Source organism: Mesorhizobium sp. M0998, assembly GCF_040318885.1.
Taxonomy (GTDB): Bacteria; Pseudomonadota; Alphaproteobacteria; order Rhizobiales; family Rhizobiaceae; genus Mesorhizobium.
Window position 1 is genome coordinate 1 of sequence record NZ_JAMYND010000023.1, and the last position, 15135, is coordinate 15135.

Consider the following 15135-nt stretch of genomic DNA (forward strand, 5'->3'; position numbering starts at 1 on the left):
AGGCAGGAAATGGCAGTCGCTCCTTCGCTCAACTGCCTCTCCAAAGAATCCTTTCTCAGCCTAAACTCAACCCCAAAATCGCCATGTGCGATTCCCCTGCCTCAAGGGGGGAGATCACCCACGCCCGAAATGCCGGCTCGCCACCTCGACATGCGTGTCGTGCGCATGCGCTTCGAAACGCTCGGTTTCGCCGAGATCGTCCACCGCCTCGTTCGGCCACCAGCTGCCGCCGACCACGATTCCGTCCGAGACCAGCCGTTGCTCGGCGACCAGCGAGGCGCCGACCGAATCGACAAAGGTGAAGCGGCCCGGACGCAGCCGCAGCACCGCGATGTCGCCGACCGCACCCACCGCCAGCCTGCCGAGATCGGGCCTGGCGATCGCTTCGGCCGGCCGCTGTGTCGCGGCGCGCAGCACCTCGACCAGCGGCATGCCGAGCGCCAGCAGCTTCGACATGCACACCAGAATGTCGAAGGCCGGCCCGTCGACGCAGTAGAGATGCACGTCGCTGCTGATCACGTCCGGCGCCAGCCCCTCGCCGAGCATCGCTTTCGCCACTTCGAAATCGAACGAGCCCATGCCGTGGCCGATATCGAAGATGACGCCGCGCTCGCGCGCCAGCCGCATATCTGGCCGCACCGCCCCCGAGGCGAAGACCGGCGCGTTGGGAAACGGCCGGAAGCAGTGGGTGAGGATGTCGCCCTTGCGCAACCGCGGCAGCACTTCCGAGCGGCCCGGCGGCGGCTCGTCTATGTGCGCCATCAGCGGCAGGCCGGCTTTGTCGGCGGCTTCGAGCGCGAGATCGACCGGCGCGATGCCGCTGGTGCCGCCGGCATGGCGACCCGAGCGGACCTTGATGCCGACAACCACGTCCGCGTGCTCGCGAGCCGCCGCTACCGTCTCGCGCGGTTCGCAGAGCCGGAGGTCGCTGCACTCGCCGACCGACACGGTCTGCGAGAAGCCGAATATGCCGGCAAAGGAAATGTTGACATAGGCCAGGATGCGGACTTTCGAGCGCTCGATGACGTGGCGGCGAAAGCCGAGGAAATTGCCGGCGCCGGCGCTTCCGGCATCGATGAAGGTGGTGGTGCCGCTCTTTGCGGCGAACCGGTCGGCATCGACGCCGAGCGACGTGCCGCCCCAATAGACATGGCTGTGCAGGTCGATCAGGCCCGGCGCGACGATCGAGCCCGTGGCATCGATGACGTGGGCGGCACGTTCGAATGGGATTTCGGTGTCGATCGCGGCGATACGGCCGTCGGCAATCGCCAGATCGCGCTGCGCGTCGAGGCCGGAGGCCGGATCGATGAGGCGGCCGCCTTTTATCAGGAGATCGAATTGCATCGCGCCTGTCTCCATTTTCCCGTCAGGCCGGCCTGTAGGCAACGGCCTCGACCTCGATCTTGATGTCGATCATCAGCCGCGACTCCACTGTCGTGCGCGCCGGCGGGTCTTTCGGGAAATGCCTGGCATAGACGGTGTTGAAAATGCCGAAATCGCGGGCGTCTTCGAGCCAGACCGTCGTCTTGACTACGTCGTCCAGGGTACAGCCGGCCAGCGCCAGTGCCGCCTTGACGTTCGACAGCACCTGCTCGGTCTGTTCGGCGATGCCGCCCTTGACCACCAGCCCGTCTGTGCCGACCGGCACCTGGCCTGAGACATAGACGAAATCGCCGGCCCTGACTGCCGGCGACAACGGCACATGGGATTTTCCAAAACACTGCTTGGGCAAGGAGGTCTCCTCTGGAAATCGTTGCGTGACCGCGCGACTTGTCAGCTTGGCGCGAGAGGACGCGGCCCCTCTGCGAGTCTCATCCAACATCTTCGAAGCCTATATCGCTTTGCCGCGAGAGCGCCAGAACGATCACTGCGCTCGGTGATCCTTCGCGCCAGCGTCTGGACCCGCGACACCAGCCCGCTCAGCGGTCGATCCGCGTCGACAGGATGATCGACGACGACGTGCGCTCGACTCCGTCCATGGCGCCGATCTGGTCGAGAAGCGTGTCGAGATCCCTGATCGACGGCGCCTCGACGATGACGATCATGTCGAAATTGCCGCTGACCGAGTGCAGCGTGCGAACCGGTGCCAGCGCCTGCAGGCTGCGCACCACCTTGTCGGCAAGCTTGGGGGTGACGGTGAGCAGGACATGCGCCCTGACCAGCCCCTGCTCGTAATCCGGCGACAGCCTGACCCCGTAGCCGGCGATGATGCCGCGCTGTTCCAGCCGCTCGATCCGGCTTTGCACCGTCGTTCGTGAGACGCCGAGCCGCCGCGCCAGTTCGGCGGTCGAGGCGCGCGCATTGGTGCGCAGCAGGGAAAGCAGGGCCTGGTCGGCATCGCTGAGCATTTCGACGAACCTTACCGGCACATTGCCCAAGAGAGGCTGCGTTTCGTACAATCTCACGCTTCCTTTCGACAGGCAAGCTGCGATTCTAACCGTGAATTTAGCATTGGTGCGAGGGACCGGTCATGAAGGAAATCATCGTCGTCGGCGCCGGCAAGATCGGCTCGACCATTGCCGAGATGCTGGCTTCCACGGGCAACTACCATGTCACGCTCGTCGACCGCTCGGCGGCGCAGCTCGGCGCGGCCGAACTGCCTGAAACGGTCGAGACGCTGGAACTCGACATCGAAGCCGCCGGCACCCTCGAAGCGGCCTTGGCCGGCAAGTTCGCGGTGCTCAGCGCCGCGCCCTTCCATCTGACCACGCGCATCGCGGAGGCGGCGGCCAGCGCCGGCGTGCACTATCTCGATCTGACCGAGGACGTCGTCAGCACCAGGCGGGTCAAGGAACTGGCTCGTTCCGGCAGCAGCGCCTTCATCCCGCAATGCGGCTTGGCGCCGGGCTTCATCTCGATCGTTGCCAACGATCTCGCCAGCCGCTTCGACACGCTGGAAAGCGTGCGCATGCGGGTCGGCGCGCTGCCGCAATACCCGTCGAATGCGCTGAACTACAATCTGACCTGGAGCACCGACGGCGTCATCAACGAATATTGCGAGCCTTGCGAGGCGATCGTCGAAGGCGAGCTGATCGAAGTGCCGCCGCTCGAGGAGCGTGAAGAATTCTCGCTCGACGGCGTCACCTATGAGGCGTTCAACACCTCGGGTGGGCTGGGCACGCTGGCCGAAACGCTGAAGGGCAGAGTGCGCACGCTGAACTACCGCACCATCCGCTATCCCGGCCATGCGGCGATCATGAAGGCGCTGCTCAACGACCTCGGCCTGCGCCACCGCCGCGACGTGCTGAAGGACATTTTCGAAAGCGCCCTGCCGGCGACGCTGCAGGACGTCGTCATCGTCTTCGTCACCGTCAGCGGCCGCAAGAACCGCCGTCTGCTGCAGGAAACCTACGCCAACAAGATCTACGCCAGGCGCGACGGCGAAATGGTGCGCAGCGCCATCCAGATCACCACCGCCTCCGCCATCTGCGCGGTGCTCGACATGCTCGCCGACGGCACCTTGCCGGCAAGAGGTTTCATCAAGCAGGAGGACATCGCGCTCGACGCGTTCCTGGCCAACCGCTTCGGCCGCGCCTATGCGCAGCACGAAATGGTTAGCCGGCTTGCAGGGTGAGCTGCGTAATCTCCCCCCTCGAGGGGGAGATGTCGCCGAAGGCGACAGAGGGGGTCGCCTCGCGTAGAGCGCCAACCTCCATCTGTCGCAAGGGAGGTCGCATCCAGTCGAACCGACCCCCTCTGGCCTGCCGGCCATCTCCCCCTCAAGGGGGGAGAGCGCGAGCCCTCAGACATGCAGCGCATGCCCCAGCGCCTTCAGCGCCGCTTCCTGAAAACCCTCGCCCTGTGTCGGATGGGCATGGATCGTCCCGGCGATGTCCTCCAGCGTCGCGCCCATCTCCAGCGCCAGCCCAAACGCCGTCGACAGTTCCGACACGCCCTGGCCGACGGCCTGGATGCCAAGCACCAGATGGTTGTCCGCCCGCGCCACTACCCGGACGAATCCGTCCTCGCCCAACTTCGTCATCGCCCGGCCATTGGCGGTGAAGGGAAACAGTCCGACCTTGATCTCGCCACGGGTCTTGGCCTCCTCCGGCGACAGGCCTGCGGTGACCAGCTCCGGATCGGTGAAACAGACAGCCGGGATCGCTCGTCTGTCCCAGCTGCGCTTGTGGCCGGCGACGATCTCGGCGACCATTTCGCCTTGCGCCATCGCCCGGTGCGCCAGCATCGGCTCGCCGGTGACGTCGCCAATGGCAAAGATACCACGCATCGAGCTGCGGCACTGGTCGTCGATGCGGATGAAGGGTCCGGCCATGTCGAGGTCGATCTGCTCCAACCCCCAGCCTTCGGTCACCGGCTTGCGACCGACCGTGACCAGCACCTTGTCGGCGGCAATCTTGCCGTTCTTGCCGCCATTCGTCTCGACCAGCAGCGCGTCGCGCTTAGTGGACAGCCCCTTGGCCTTGGCGTTCACGAGCACCTCGATGCCGAGTTCGGCCAGCCGCTTCACCACCGGCCGGGTCAGTTCCGCATCATATTGCGCCAGCACGCGCGGCAACGCCTCGACCACGGTCACCTTGGCGCCCAGCTTGGCAAAGGCGATGCCGAGTTCCAGCCCGATATAGCCGCCGCCGACCACCGCCAGCCTCTCCGGAACTTCGCTCAGCGCCAGCGCCTCGGTCGACGAAATGACCGGCCCGCCGAACGGCAGCGACGGCAGCTCGACCGGCGCCGAGCCGGTCGCTATCACCACCGTTTCGGCTCGGATCACCTGCATGCCGATCTCGGTCTCGACGGCAACGGTCTTGCCGTCGCGAAATGTCGCCCAGCCATGCACCGTCTTCACGCCAGCTTTCTTCAGCAGGCCGGCGACGCCGTTGTTCAGCCGGCTAACGATGCCGTCTTTCCAGGCAATGGTCGCGGCGAGATCAAGCGACGGTGCCGCGACCGTTATGCCGAGTGGACTTTTGCCGCCGGCCATGTGCGAGAGCTTTTCGAACTCTTCGGCTGCATGGATCAGCGCCTTTGACGGGATGCAGCCGACATTGAGGCAAGTTCCGCCCGGTTTGCCTGCCTCGACGATCACCGTGTCGATGCCAAGCTGCCCGGCGCGGATGGCACAGACATAGCCGCCCGGACCGGCGCCGATGACCAGCAGCTTGCAGGAGATTTCCTTCATGTCAGCTGCGTCCTTTCGGGGATAAATGCCCCACCATCCGGCCGCTGCGCGCCTTTCCTTCTCCCCCTGTGGGAGAAGGTGGATCGGCGCGTAGCGCCGAGACGGATGAGGGGTGTTGGACGGAGTGCGGTAGGTGCCAAGCTGGAGCACCCCTCATCCGTCGCCTTCGGCGACACCTTCTCCCACAAGGGGAGAAGGGGGAGCCAGCGTCCCGGCGCCCCATGCTGCCGGGCGAGGGGGCCTTTGCGACCGTTCTCATCTCCTCAGTCCACAAAAATCAGCGCCGGCGTCTCCAGTAGCGTCTTTATCCGCTGGATAAATACCGCTGCATCCCAGCCGTCGACGACGCGGTGGTCGAAGCTGGAGGACAGGTTCATCATCTTGCGCGGGATGAACTGGCTGCCGTCCCATACCGGCCGCACCATCATCTTGTTGACGCCGACGATCGCCACTTCCGGATGATTGATCACCGGCGTCGTCGCCACGCCGCCCATGGCGCCCAGCGAAGTGATGGTGATGGTCGAGCCCGAGAGCTCGTCGCGCGTCGCCGTGCCGGATTTTGCCGCCTCGGCCAGCCTGACAACCTCGGCTGCACAGTCCCAGATGTCGCGCGCCTCGGCGTGCTTGACCACCGGCACCATCAGCCCGGAAGCCGTCTGCGCGGCGATGCCGATGTGGACGCCGCCATGCTGGTGGACGATGCCGGCTTCGTCGTCGAACAGTGCGTTGACATTGGGCTGGTCGGCGATTGCCTTGACCATCGCCCGCATCAGGAACGGCAGCAGCGTCAGCTTCGGCCTGTCCGCGCCGGGCCGCTTCTCCTTGTTGAGCGCGGCGCGCAAATCCTCGAGCGCGGTGACGTCGATCTCCTCGACATAGGTGATATGCGGGATGCGCGACTTGGCCAGCGTCATCTTCTCGGCGATCTTTCGCCTGAGCCCGACTATATTGATGTCCTCGACCGCCTCGTTGCGGGCGAGGCCAGGGGCCTTCGCGAGCCGGGGTCCGCGTGCCAGGAAGGCGTCGATGTCCTCGTGCCGGATGCGGCCGGCCGGGCCGGTTCCCGGGACCTGCCGAAGGTCGATGCCGGCCTCTTTCGCCCTGAGGCGGACGGCCGGCGAGGCCAGTGGCTTTTCTCCCTCGGGGCGCGGCGCACCGACCGGCGCTATACCCCCGAAAGCCGGCGCAGTACCCCCACCCCTAACCCCTCCCCACAAGGGGGAGGGGGACTCCATATCCGCCGTTCGTGCGCCCTCGGTTCTTGGCACATGCCCGACCAAGGGCGAGCTGGACCTGGCTTCGGCTTTGGCGGCCGAAGCTCGTCCCCCTCCCCCTTGTGGGGAGGGGCTAGGGGTGGGGGTAGGTGCCGCCTCACCCTCCGCCGATTTCGCGCCTGCGTTCACATTTCCCTCGCCGGCCACCTTCAACCTGACAATCGGCGAGCCGATCGCCACCGTGTCGCCGATCTCGGCGCCCAACCAGACGATCTCGCCATCGACGGGCGACGGAATTTCGACCGTCGCCTTGTCGGTCATGACAGCGGCAAGCACGGCGTCCTCGCGCACGAGATCGCCGACCTTGACCTGCCATTCGACGAGCTCGGCCTCGGCGACGCCTTCGCCGACATCGGGCAGCTTGATGACATATTCGCCCATCGTTCCCTCTTCAGGCTTCCATCGTTTCGACCAGCGCGCGGCCTAGCCGGGCAGGACCGGGAAAATAGTCCCACTCCTGCGCATGCGGATAGGGCGTGTCCCAGCCGGTGACCCGCGCCACCGGCGCTTCCAGATGGTAGAAGCAGCTCTCCTGAACCAGCGCCGAAAGTTCGGCGCCGAACCCCGATGTCAGCGTCGCCTCGTGCACGATGACGCAGCGCCCGGTCTTGTTGACCGATGCGACGATCGTCTCGAGATCGAGCGGCAGCAGTGTCCTCAGATCTATGATCTCGGCATCGATGCCGGTCTCCTCGGCTGCCGCCTGGGCGACATAGACCATCGTGCCATAGGCAAGCACGGTGACTGCCGCACCCGGCCGTCGGATCACCGCCTTGCCGAGCGGCACCGTGTAATGGCCGTCGGCAACCTCGCCGAGCTCATGTTTCGACCATGGCGTTACCGGCCGCTCATGATGACCGTCGAACGGGCCGTTATAAAGCCGCTTCGGCTCCAGGAAGATCACCGGGTCCGGATCCTCGATCGCCGCGATCAGCAAGCCCTTGGCGTCATGCGGGTTCGAGGGCACCACGACTTTCAGGCCGGAGACGTGGGTGAACAGCGCCTCCGGGCTCTGGCTGTGGGTCTGGCCGCCGAAAATGCCGCCGCCGGTCGGCATTCTCACGACGATCGGGCAGGTGAAATCGCCGTTCGACCGGTAGCGCAGCCGCGCCGCTTCCGAGACAATCTGGTCGTAGGCTGGATAAACATAGTCGGCAAACTGCACCTCGACACAAGGCTTCAGCCCGTAGGCGGCCATGCCGATGGCCGCGCCGACAATGCCGGATTCGCTGATCGGCGCATCGAAGCAGCGGCCCTTGCCGTATTTCGCCTGCAGGCCTTGCGTGCAGCGGAAGACGCCGCCGAAGAAGCCGACATCCTCGCCGAACACGATGACTTGGCTGTCGCGCGCCATCGACACGTCCATGGCGTCGCGGATCGCCTCGATCATGGTCCGCCGCGGCATGGTCAGACCCCTGCCTGTTGGCGCTGGCGCCTGAGATGCGGCGGCATCTCGGCATAGACGCCCTCGAACATGTCCCGCGTCGAGGGCTTGCCGCCGGCATGCAGCGTGCCATGGCGCTCGGCCTCCCGCTGCGCCGAAATCACCGTGTCGAGGATTTCCGCCTCGGCCTGGGCGTGGCGTTCGTCCGACCAGACGCCGCGCTGGATGAGATGGTTCTTCAGCCTGACGATCGGGTCGCCGAGCGGCCAGGCATCGGACTCGGCCTTCGGCCGGTAGGCCGACGGGTCGTCGGAGCTCGAATGGGCGCCGACGCGGTAAGTGACGTATTCGACCAGCGTCGGCCCGAGATTGCTGCGCGCCCGTTCCGCCGCCCATTTGGCCACCGCATGGACGGCGAGATAGTCGTTGCCGTCGACGCGCAGCGACGGGATGCCGAAGCCGAGCCCACGGGCGGCAAAAGTGCCGGAACCGCCGCGGGCGATGCCCTGGAAGGTCGAGATCGCCCACTGGTTGTTGACGACGTTGAGCACGACCGGCGCCTTGTAGGTCGAGGCGAACACCAGCGCCGAATGGAAGTCGGACTCGGCGGTCGAGCCGTCGCCGATCCAGGCGGCGGCGATCTTTGAATCATTGCTGATCGCCGAAGCCATCGCCCAGCCGACCGCCTGGATGTACTGCGTCGCCAGATTGCCGGAGATCGAGAAGAAGCCGTGCTCCTTCGACGAATACATGATCGGCAATTGCCGCCCTTTCAGCGGATCGGCCTCGTTCGAATAGATCTGGTTCATCATCGTGACCATCGGGTAGCCGTCGGCGATGAGCAGGCCGGCCTGCCGATAGGTCGGAAAATTCATGTCGCCCCGCGACAGCGCCTTGCGGAAGGCGCAGCTCACAGCCTCTTCGCCGAGGTGCTGCATGTAGAAAGAGGTCTTGCCCTGGCGCTGCGCCATCTGCATGCGCGCATCGAAGCTGCGCAGCGTCATCATATGGCGCAGCCCCTCCAGCAACTCGTCGTCCGAAAGCAGCCCTGCCCACGGCCCGACCGCCTCGCCGGCGCGGTTGAGCACGCGGATGATCGAGAAGGCCAGATCGCGGATGTCGCGCGGGTCGACGTCGATCTTCGGGCGCGGCACCGAGCCAGCTTTTGGAATGCTCACATTGGAGAAATCCGGCGTCCCGCCCGGCCGCACTTCCGGTTCCGGAACATGGAAGCGCAGCATTCCGGCATCGGCCATGATCTCGGTCCTCCACTGTTGCCCGGCCAGGATACTTGCACACCGCCAGACCAGTGCCAATTCGTCGGGCGCGGCTTCGCTGCCGCTGGCTGCTGCCCGCGGCAGACAGGATGGAGATATGTCGGCGAAATTTCTTGTCGATCTTCCGCGCCGGCGCGCAATTTGGGAGATGATTGCGCCGGGTTTCCCGCCAGATAAGGCATGCGTCGGGTTGGGCGGCGCGAGCACCTCCTTCTCCCCTTGTGGGAGAAGGTGGCCGAGCGAAGCTCGGTCGGATGAGGGGTGTTCCAGCTTGGCACCAACAGCGCTCCGGCCAGCACCCCTCAACCGTCTTGGCGCTGCGCGCCAATCCACCTTCTCCCACAAGGGGGAGAAGGAAAGGAGGGCGGCGCCGTTCACCCCGCGCCCGCGTCATGCTAATCAGCGCCCATGGCACAAAAGAAAGCATACGAGGTCGATGCATGGCTCGCGAAGCCGGATCCGCGCGTCTCGATCGTGCTGCTTTACGGTCCCGATCGCGGGCTGGTTGCCGAGCGGGCAAAGGCCTTTGCCGGCAAGACCGGCCTGCCGCTCGACGATCCGTTCTCGGTCGTCAGGCTGGACGGATCGGAAGTCGATCGCGACGAGGGCCGCCTGCTCGACGAGGCCCGCACCGTGCCGATGTTTTCGGAGCGGCGCCTGCTATGGGTGCGCAACGCCGACGCTCAGAAGGCGCTTGCCGACGACGTCAAGGCGCTGACGTCGGAGCCCGCGCGGGACGCCATCATCCTCATCGAGGCCGGCGACCTGAAGAAGGGCGTCGGCCTGCGCGCCGTGGTGGAGGCGGCGGACAATGCCATGGCTCTGCCTTGCTACGCCGATGAGGCCAGGGACATCGACACGGTCATCGACGACGAACTGCGCAAGGCCGGCATGTCGATGACGCTGGAGGCGCGGCAGGCGCTGCGCCGCAATCTCGGCGGCGACCGGCTGGCCTCGCGCGGCGAGATCGAAAAGCTCGTGCTTTATGCGCATGGCCAGGCCGAAATCGGCCTCGACGACGTCAAGGCGACATCCGGCGATGTCTCCGGCCTCTCCTTCGATGCGGCCGTCGACGCCCTGCTCGAAGGCAGGATCGCCGACTTCGACACCGCCTTCACCCGCCATTGCCAGTCCGGCGGCCAGCCCTTTCTGGTACTTTCATCGGCGATGCGGCAGTTGCAGGCGATCCAGGCGATGCGCGGCCTGATGGACGCCGGCGGCCGCAATGCCGCTTCGGTCGTTGCCGCGGCGCGCCCGCCGGTGTTTTTCTCCAGGCGCAAGCTGGTCGAGAAAGCCCTCGAACGCTGGAGCAGCGAGGCGCTCGGGCGCGCCCTCAACCGCCTGCAGACGGCGGTGCTGCAGACACGCCGGCGGCCGGATCTGTCGGTCGCGCTGGCACGCCAGGCCCTGCTCGGCATCGCGGTGGAGAGCGCGAGGCTGGCGCAGCGCACCTGATCTCCCCCCTTGAGGGGGAGATGTCGCCAAAGGCGACAGAGGGGTCACAGCGCGTAGAACACCAGCCCCTTCCGCGACGACAGAGGAGGTGGGCGCTTGAAATTTGACGACCCCTTCTGGCCTGCCGGCCATCTCCCCCTCAAGGGGGGAGATTAACTACTTCGACGATTTCGCCAATCACCGCACGGCAGCAAAAATCTTATTTGCCGGCTAATTTTAGCAACCTACCTACTCCCGCTTCAGCCTTCGGCAAAGCTCGTCGAGCTGCTCCAGCGTCCGGTAGGCGACGCTGATCACGCCGCCGCGCTGGTTGTGCTCGATCGTGACAATCATGCCGATCGTGCTGGTCATCAGCCGCTCCAGCGCCAGCGTGTCGGCATCCTTTTGCGGCGGTGCGGCGGGCTGGCGTTTTGCCGACGGCGCGCCGACCGGCAGCTGCGCCAAGGCCTCGGCCTGGCGCACCGAAAGCCCCTCATCGATGATCCGCTTGGCAAGCCCGGCCGGGTCGTTGGCCGTCACCAGGGTACGGGCGTGGCCGGCAGAGAGCGCCCCGTCGACCAGCATGTCGCGGATGACGTCGGGCAGCTTGAGCAGTCTCAACGTGTTGGCGACATGGCTGCGGCTCTTGCCGATCACCTGGCCGAGATCGGCCTGGGTATAGCCATGGTCGTCGATCAGCTGCTGGTAGCCGAGCGCCTCCTCGACCGGGTTGAGGTCGGTGCGCTGGACGTTTTCGATGATCGCCAGTTCGAGCGCCGTGCGATCGTTGACGTCGCGCACGATAATCGGGATTTCGGTCAGCCCGGCGCGTTGCGCCGCACGCCAGCGTCGCTCGCCGGCGATGATCTCATAGCGGCCCGGCTGGGTTTTCGACGGCCGCGCCACCACCGGCTGCACCACGCCATGTTCGCGGATGGACTGGGCGAGGTCGGTCAGGTCGGCGTCGCCAAAATGCCGGCGCGGGTTTTTCGGGTTAGGGCTGAGGAACTCGATCGGCACCTTGCCGTCGGCCGCCAACCCGGGCTTTTCCGGTGCCGCCGGGCGATCGATTTCGCCGATCAGGGCCGCCAGTCCCCGTCCCAGTCTTTTCCTCGAAGGGTCTTCGTTCATCGTCCGTCCAGATCGTTTCGGTATCGAATCGCTTGTTGGTTACTGCTAGGCGGCACGCAATTTGCGCTCGCGGCGGATGACTTCCGAAGCAAGCTGCAGATAGGCCTGGCTGCCCGAACATTTGAGGTCGTAGAGAATCGCCGGCTTGCCGTAGGACGGCGCCTCGGAGACGCGGACATTGCGCGGGATGACGGTTTCATAGACCTTGTCGCCCATATGCGCCCGCACATCCTGCACCACCTGGTTGGCGAGATTGTTGCGCCCGTCGAACATGGTCAGCACGATGCCCTGGATCGTCAGGTCGGGGTTGATCGAGCGGCGCACCTGCTCGACCGTCTCCAAAAGCTGGCTCAGGCCCTCCAGCGCGAAAAACTCGCACTGCAGCGGCACCAGCACCGAATCGGCCGCAGCCATCGAATTCAGTGTCAGCAGGTTGAGCGACGGCGGGCAGTCGATCAGCACATAGCCGAAATTGGCCGAGCGCTCAGCCGAAGCCCGCAGAGCGTTGCGCAGCCGCAGCACTCGATCCGGCGCCGAGGCGATTTCCATCTCTATGCCGAGCAGGTCGAGCGTCGACGGTACGATCGACAGGCCAGGCACCGCCGTCGGGATCGCCGCCGCTTCGAGATCCAGCTCGCCGGTCAGCACATCATAGGACGAGACGGTGCGGTCGCGCCGGTCGATGCCAAGCCCGGTGCTGGCGTTGCCCTGCGGGTCGAGATCGACGATCAGCACCTGTTCGCCTATGGCCGCCAGCGCGGTGGCCAGATTGATGGCGGTCGTCGTCTTGCCGACGCCGCCTTTCTGGTTGGCGACGGTGATGATTCGGGGGCCGTTCTTCATCATGGGTCTATGCCAGAAATTCATTTGGGTCGCCGGTCACAAGCCAGGGTGCTGTCGCAAGTCGGATACTTCGAGAATGACGCCCTGTGCGTCGGTTGCACTGGCATGTTCTACCAGATCGAAAGACCATCGTTGAGCGCTTTCTGCCACTTCGGCGCGGTAATCCCGACCTTTGTGAAACAGGCCGCGCGACCCCTTGGTCAGCCACGGTGCTGCCAGGTCGAGCAAGCCGGGCAGCGAGGTGAGTGCCCTGGCTGTGACGATTTGCGGTGCAGGAACAAGAGGATAGCTGTCTTCGATGCGGCGCGCGATAACCTTGGCGGGCAGGCTGAACTGTCCGATGACCGCTTGCAGGAACGATGCTTTTTTCCGGTTGCTTTCAACCAGGTCGATACCGGCGCCGTCCCGCTCGGCAAGCAAAAAGGCCAGCACAAGGCCGGGAAACCCACCGCCGGAGCCGAGATCGACCCAGCGCTTCGCCTTTGGTTTGATTCGCGCCAGCTGCGCGCTGTCGAGGATGTGGCGGCGCCAGACATCGTCCTGCGTCGATTGCGCGGCCAGATTGATCCGGCGGTTCCATTTCTGGAAGACGGCCTCGAACTCGACCAGGCGATCGAATGTTTCACGTGAAACCGGGCCCGCTGCCGCCTGCAGGTTTGCCCAGGACGCAGCGCTCACGCGACCTGCTTTCGCGCGGCCGCCTCGGCATTGCGGACATGGGCGACAATAATCGCCAGCGCCGCCGGCGTCATGCCTTCCATGCGTTGCGCATCGGCAATCGAGCGCGGCTGGCGTGCCAGCATCTTCTGCTTCAACTCGTTCGACAGGCCGGGAACAGAAGCAAAGTCGAGCGATTTGGGAATAAGCCTGCTCTCCTCATGCCTGATCTGCGAAACATCGGCCTGCTGCCGGTCGAGATAGACAGAATATTTGGCTTCCGTTTCAAGACGTTCGGCCGTTTTGCTGTCGATCGCCGCGAAAGCCGGCTCGACCCTCGCCAGCCAGGCGATGTCGACGCCGGGATAGGCCAGCAACTCATAGGCCGAGCGGCGGACGCCGTCCCGGTTGATTTCGAGCCCATGGCGCGCTGCCTCATTGGGGGTCATGGTGGTGCCGAGGGCGAGCTGTCGCGCCTTCTCAAGGTCTTGCATACTATTGTTGAACCGCTGCATCCGCTCCGGCGAGGCAATCCCCAGCCTTATCGCCAGTGGCGTCAGCCGCTCATCGGCGTTGTCGGCTCGGAGCGATAGCCGGAACTCGGCCCGCGAGGTGAACATGCGGTAGGGTTCGGCAATGCCGCGGCTGGTCAAATCGTCGACCATCACGCCGATATAGGCTTCGGTGCGGCTGAGCACGATTTCCTCGCTCGCCGACGCCTTGCGCGCCGCATTCAAGCCGGCAAGCAGCCCTTGCGCGCCGGCCTCCTCGTAGCCGGTGGTGCCGTTGATCTGTCCGGCGAGGAACAAGCCGGCGATCCGCTTGGTTTCCAGCGTCGGCTTGAGCTCGCGTGGATCGACATGATCATACTCGATGGCATAGCCCGGCTGCAGCATCGTTGCCCGCTCCAGCCCCGGAATGGTCTTCAGGATGTCGAGCTGCACGTCCTCGGGCAGCGAGGTCGAAATGCCGTTCGGGTACACCGTGTCGTCGTCCAGCCCTTCGGGCTCCAGAAAGATCTGGTGGCCTTCGCGGTCACCGAACTTGACGATCTTGTCTTCGATCGACGGGCAATAACGCGGCCCGACGCCTTCGATCGACCCCGAATACATGGCCGAGCGGCCGAGATTGGCGCGAATCAGCTCGTGCGTCGCATTGGTCGTTCGGGTGATGCCGCAATGGATCTGCGGATTTTCGATGCGATCGGTCAGCAGCGAGAACGGCACGGGGTCCTCGTCCGCCGCCTGGCTCTCCAGTGACGCCCAATCGATCGTCCTGCCGTCCAGCCGCGGCGGCGTGCCGGTCTTCAGCCGCCCGAGCCTGAAGCCGGCGTGGCTCATCGTCGCCGACAGGCCGACGCTCGCCTGCTCGTTCATGCGGCCGGCGACGATCTTCTTCTCGCCGATATGGATCAGCCCGCGCAGAAAAGTGCCGGTCGTCAGCACCACGGCGCCGCAGGCGAGCCGGCTACCATCCGCCAGCAGCACCGCCGCGATGCGTCCGTCGTCGATTTCCCCATTGTTGATTTCGAAATCCAGCACCTCGCCTTCGATGACATCGAGGCCAGCCTGCTGGCGGATTGCCGCCTGCATGGCGAGGCGATAAAGTTTTCGGTCGGCCTGTGTTCGCGGACCACGCACGGCTGGCCCCTTGCGGCGGTTGAGCAGGCGGAACTGGATGCCGGCGGCATCGGCGACGCGCCCCATCAGCCCGTCCATGGCGTCGATCTCGCGAACCAGATGGCCCTTGCCGAGGCCGCCGATCGCCGGATTGCAAGACATCACGCCGATCGTGTCGAAACGCAGCGTCACCAGCGCCGTCCTGGCGCCAGCCCGCGCGGCCGCACTAGCCGCCTCGCACCCAGCATGACCGCCGCCCACCACCACCACATCGTAGCGATTGGTCATTTGTATATTCCGATTCAAATCTGCCGACACATGTGCCCGTGAGCCTGCACTGTCAAGGACACCAACTAGTCGTTTCACGTGAAACAATTCC

Annotated in this window: 13 protein-coding genes; 2 read left to right on the top strand and 11 right to left on the bottom strand. The window is 65.2% G+C overall.

Annotated features, from left to right (window positions below):
- Positions 1-114: 114 nt before the first annotated feature.
- The 3 genes from NKH59_RS21060 to NKH59_RS21070 all read right to left on the bottom strand — a co-directional run bounded on the left by NKH59_RS21060 (position 115) and on the right by NKH59_RS21070 (position 2348).
- Positions 115-1344 carry an amidohydrolase/deacetylase family metallohydrolase gene (locus NKH59_RS21060; RefSeq protein WP_352837337.1) on the bottom strand — a complete coding sequence of 410 codons (1230 nt, stop codon included), beginning with the start codon at positions 1342-1344 and terminating at the stop codon, positions 115-117.
- Between the two features lie 22 nt (positions 1345-1366).
- Positions 1367-1732: a RidA family protein gene (locus NKH59_RS21065; protein ID WP_023675940.1), complete on the bottom strand. Its 366-nt coding sequence runs from the start codon at positions 1730-1732 to the stop codon at positions 1367-1369.
- 187 nt (positions 1733-1919) lie between these two features.
- A complete protein-coding gene (locus NKH59_RS21070) occupies positions 1920-2348 on the bottom strand; it encodes an Lrp/AsnC family transcriptional regulator (RefSeq protein WP_352474012.1) in 429 nt (142 codons plus the stop codon).
- A gap of 122 nt (positions 2349-2470) precedes the next feature.
- Here NKH59_RS21070 and NKH59_RS21075 point away from each other — a divergent pair, with 122 nt between their 5' ends.
- On the top strand, positions 2471-3574 hold the full coding sequence (locus NKH59_RS21075) for a saccharopine dehydrogenase family protein (protein ID WP_353022930.1): 1104 nt from the start codon (positions 2471-2473) through the stop codon (positions 3572-3574).
- A 168-nt stretch (positions 3575-3742) separates the two neighbouring features.
- On the opposite strand, the gene lpdA is transcribed toward NKH59_RS21075, so the two are convergent.
- The 4 genes from lpdA to NKH59_RS21095 form a co-directional block, all read right to left on the bottom strand.
- Positions 3743-5137, bottom strand: coding sequence for a dihydrolipoyl dehydrogenase (gene lpdA, locus NKH59_RS21080; protein WP_352837331.1), 1395 nt, complete (start codon positions 5135-5137; stop codon positions 3743-3745).
- A gap of 263 nt (positions 5138-5400) precedes the next feature.
- Entirely contained in the window at positions 5401-6792 is a 1392-nt protein-coding gene (locus NKH59_RS21085) for a dihydrolipoamide acetyltransferase family protein (RefSeq protein ID WP_353022931.1), read from the bottom strand.
- A 10-nt stretch (positions 6793-6802) separates the two neighbouring features.
- Positions 6803-7816 carry an alpha-ketoacid dehydrogenase subunit beta gene (locus NKH59_RS21090; RefSeq protein WP_352770114.1) on the bottom strand — a complete coding sequence of 338 codons (1014 nt, stop codon included), beginning with the start codon at positions 7814-7816 and terminating at the stop codon, positions 6803-6805.
- Positions 7817-7818: 2 nt separating this feature from the next.
- Entirely contained in the window at positions 7819-9051 is a 1233-nt protein-coding gene (locus tag NKH59_RS21095) for a 3-methyl-2-oxobutanoate dehydrogenase (2-methylpropanoyl-transferring) subunit alpha (RefSeq protein WP_352818028.1), read from the bottom strand.
- Positions 9052-9480: 429 nt separating this feature from the next.
- Between NKH59_RS21095 and holA the strand changes: the two genes are divergently transcribed.
- Positions 9481-10527 carry a DNA polymerase III subunit delta gene (holA, locus tag NKH59_RS21100; RefSeq protein WP_352837324.1) on the top strand — a complete coding sequence of 349 codons (1047 nt, stop codon included), beginning with the start codon at positions 9481-9483 and terminating at the stop codon, positions 10525-10527.
- A gap of 228 nt (positions 10528-10755) precedes the next feature.
- Here holA and NKH59_RS21105 read toward each other — a convergent pair whose 3' ends face one another.
- The 4 genes from NKH59_RS21105 to mnmG are packed head-to-tail and all read right to left on the bottom strand — an operon-like array spanning position 10756 to position 15044.
- A complete protein-coding gene (locus NKH59_RS21105) occupies positions 10756-11637 on the bottom strand; it encodes a ParB/RepB/Spo0J family partition protein (RefSeq protein WP_352491256.1) in 882 nt (293 codons plus the stop codon).
- A gap of 45 nt (positions 11638-11682) precedes the next feature.
- Positions 11683-12483, bottom strand: a complete 801-nt coding sequence (locus NKH59_RS21110; RefSeq protein WP_084642633.1) for a ParA family protein — start codon at positions 12481-12483, stop codon at positions 11683-11685.
- Positions 12484-12516: 33 nt separating this feature from the next.
- On the bottom strand, positions 12517-13158 hold the full coding sequence (gene rsmG, locus NKH59_RS21115; protein ID WP_352837269.1) for a 16S rRNA (guanine(527)-N(7))-methyltransferase RsmG: 642 nt from the start codon (positions 13156-13158) through the stop codon (positions 12517-12519).
- Positions 13155-15044, bottom strand: a complete 1890-nt coding sequence (gene mnmG / locus NKH59_RS21120) for a tRNA uridine-5-carboxymethylaminomethyl(34) synthesis enzyme MnmG (RefSeq protein ID WP_352837266.1) — start codon at positions 15042-15044, stop codon at positions 13155-13157. The genes rsmG and mnmG overlap by 4 nt, the downstream gene beginning before the upstream one ends.
- Between the last annotated feature and the right edge of the window lie 91 nt (positions 15045-15135).

Coding starts and splice junctions, on each gene's coding strand:
- NKH59_RS21060 (WP_352837337.1), bottom strand. CDS start 1,344: ATGCAATTCGATCTCCTGATAAAAGGCGGCCGCCTCATCGATCCGGCC.
- NKH59_RS21110 (WP_084642633.1), bottom strand. CDS start 12,483: ATGATGAAGAACGGCCCCCGAATCATCACCGTCGCCAACCAGAAAGGC.
- NKH59_RS21085 (WP_353022931.1), bottom strand. CDS start 6,792: ATGGGCGAATATGTCATCAAGCTGCCCGATGTCGGCGAAGGCGTCGCC.
- mnmG (WP_352837266.1), bottom strand. CDS start 15,044: ATGACCAATCGCTACGATGTGGTGGTGGTGGGCGGCGGTCATGCTGGG.
- NKH59_RS21075 (WP_353022930.1), top strand. CDS start 2,471: ATGAAGGAAATCATCGTCGTCGGCGCCGGCAAGATCGGCTCGACCATT.
- NKH59_RS21105 (WP_352491256.1), bottom strand. CDS start 11,637: ATGAACGAAGACCCTTCGAGGAAAAGACTGGGACGGGGACTGGCGGCC.
- lpdA (WP_352837331.1), bottom strand. CDS start 5,137: ATGAAGGAAATCTCCTGCAAGCTGCTGGTCATCGGCGCCGGTCCGGGC.
- NKH59_RS21090 (WP_352770114.1), bottom strand. CDS start 7,816: ATGCCGCGGCGGACCATGATCGAGGCGATCCGCGACGCCATGGACGTG.
- NKH59_RS21095 (WP_352818028.1), bottom strand. CDS start 9,051: ATGGCCGATGCCGGAATGCTGCGCTTCCATGTTCCGGAACCGGAAGTG.
- holA (WP_352837324.1), top strand. CDS start 9,481: ATGGCACAAAAGAAAGCATACGAGGTCGATGCATGGCTCGCGAAGCCG.
- NKH59_RS21070 (WP_352474012.1), bottom strand. CDS start 2,348: ATGCTCAGCGATGCCGACCAGGCCCTGCTTTCCCTGCTGCGCACCAAT.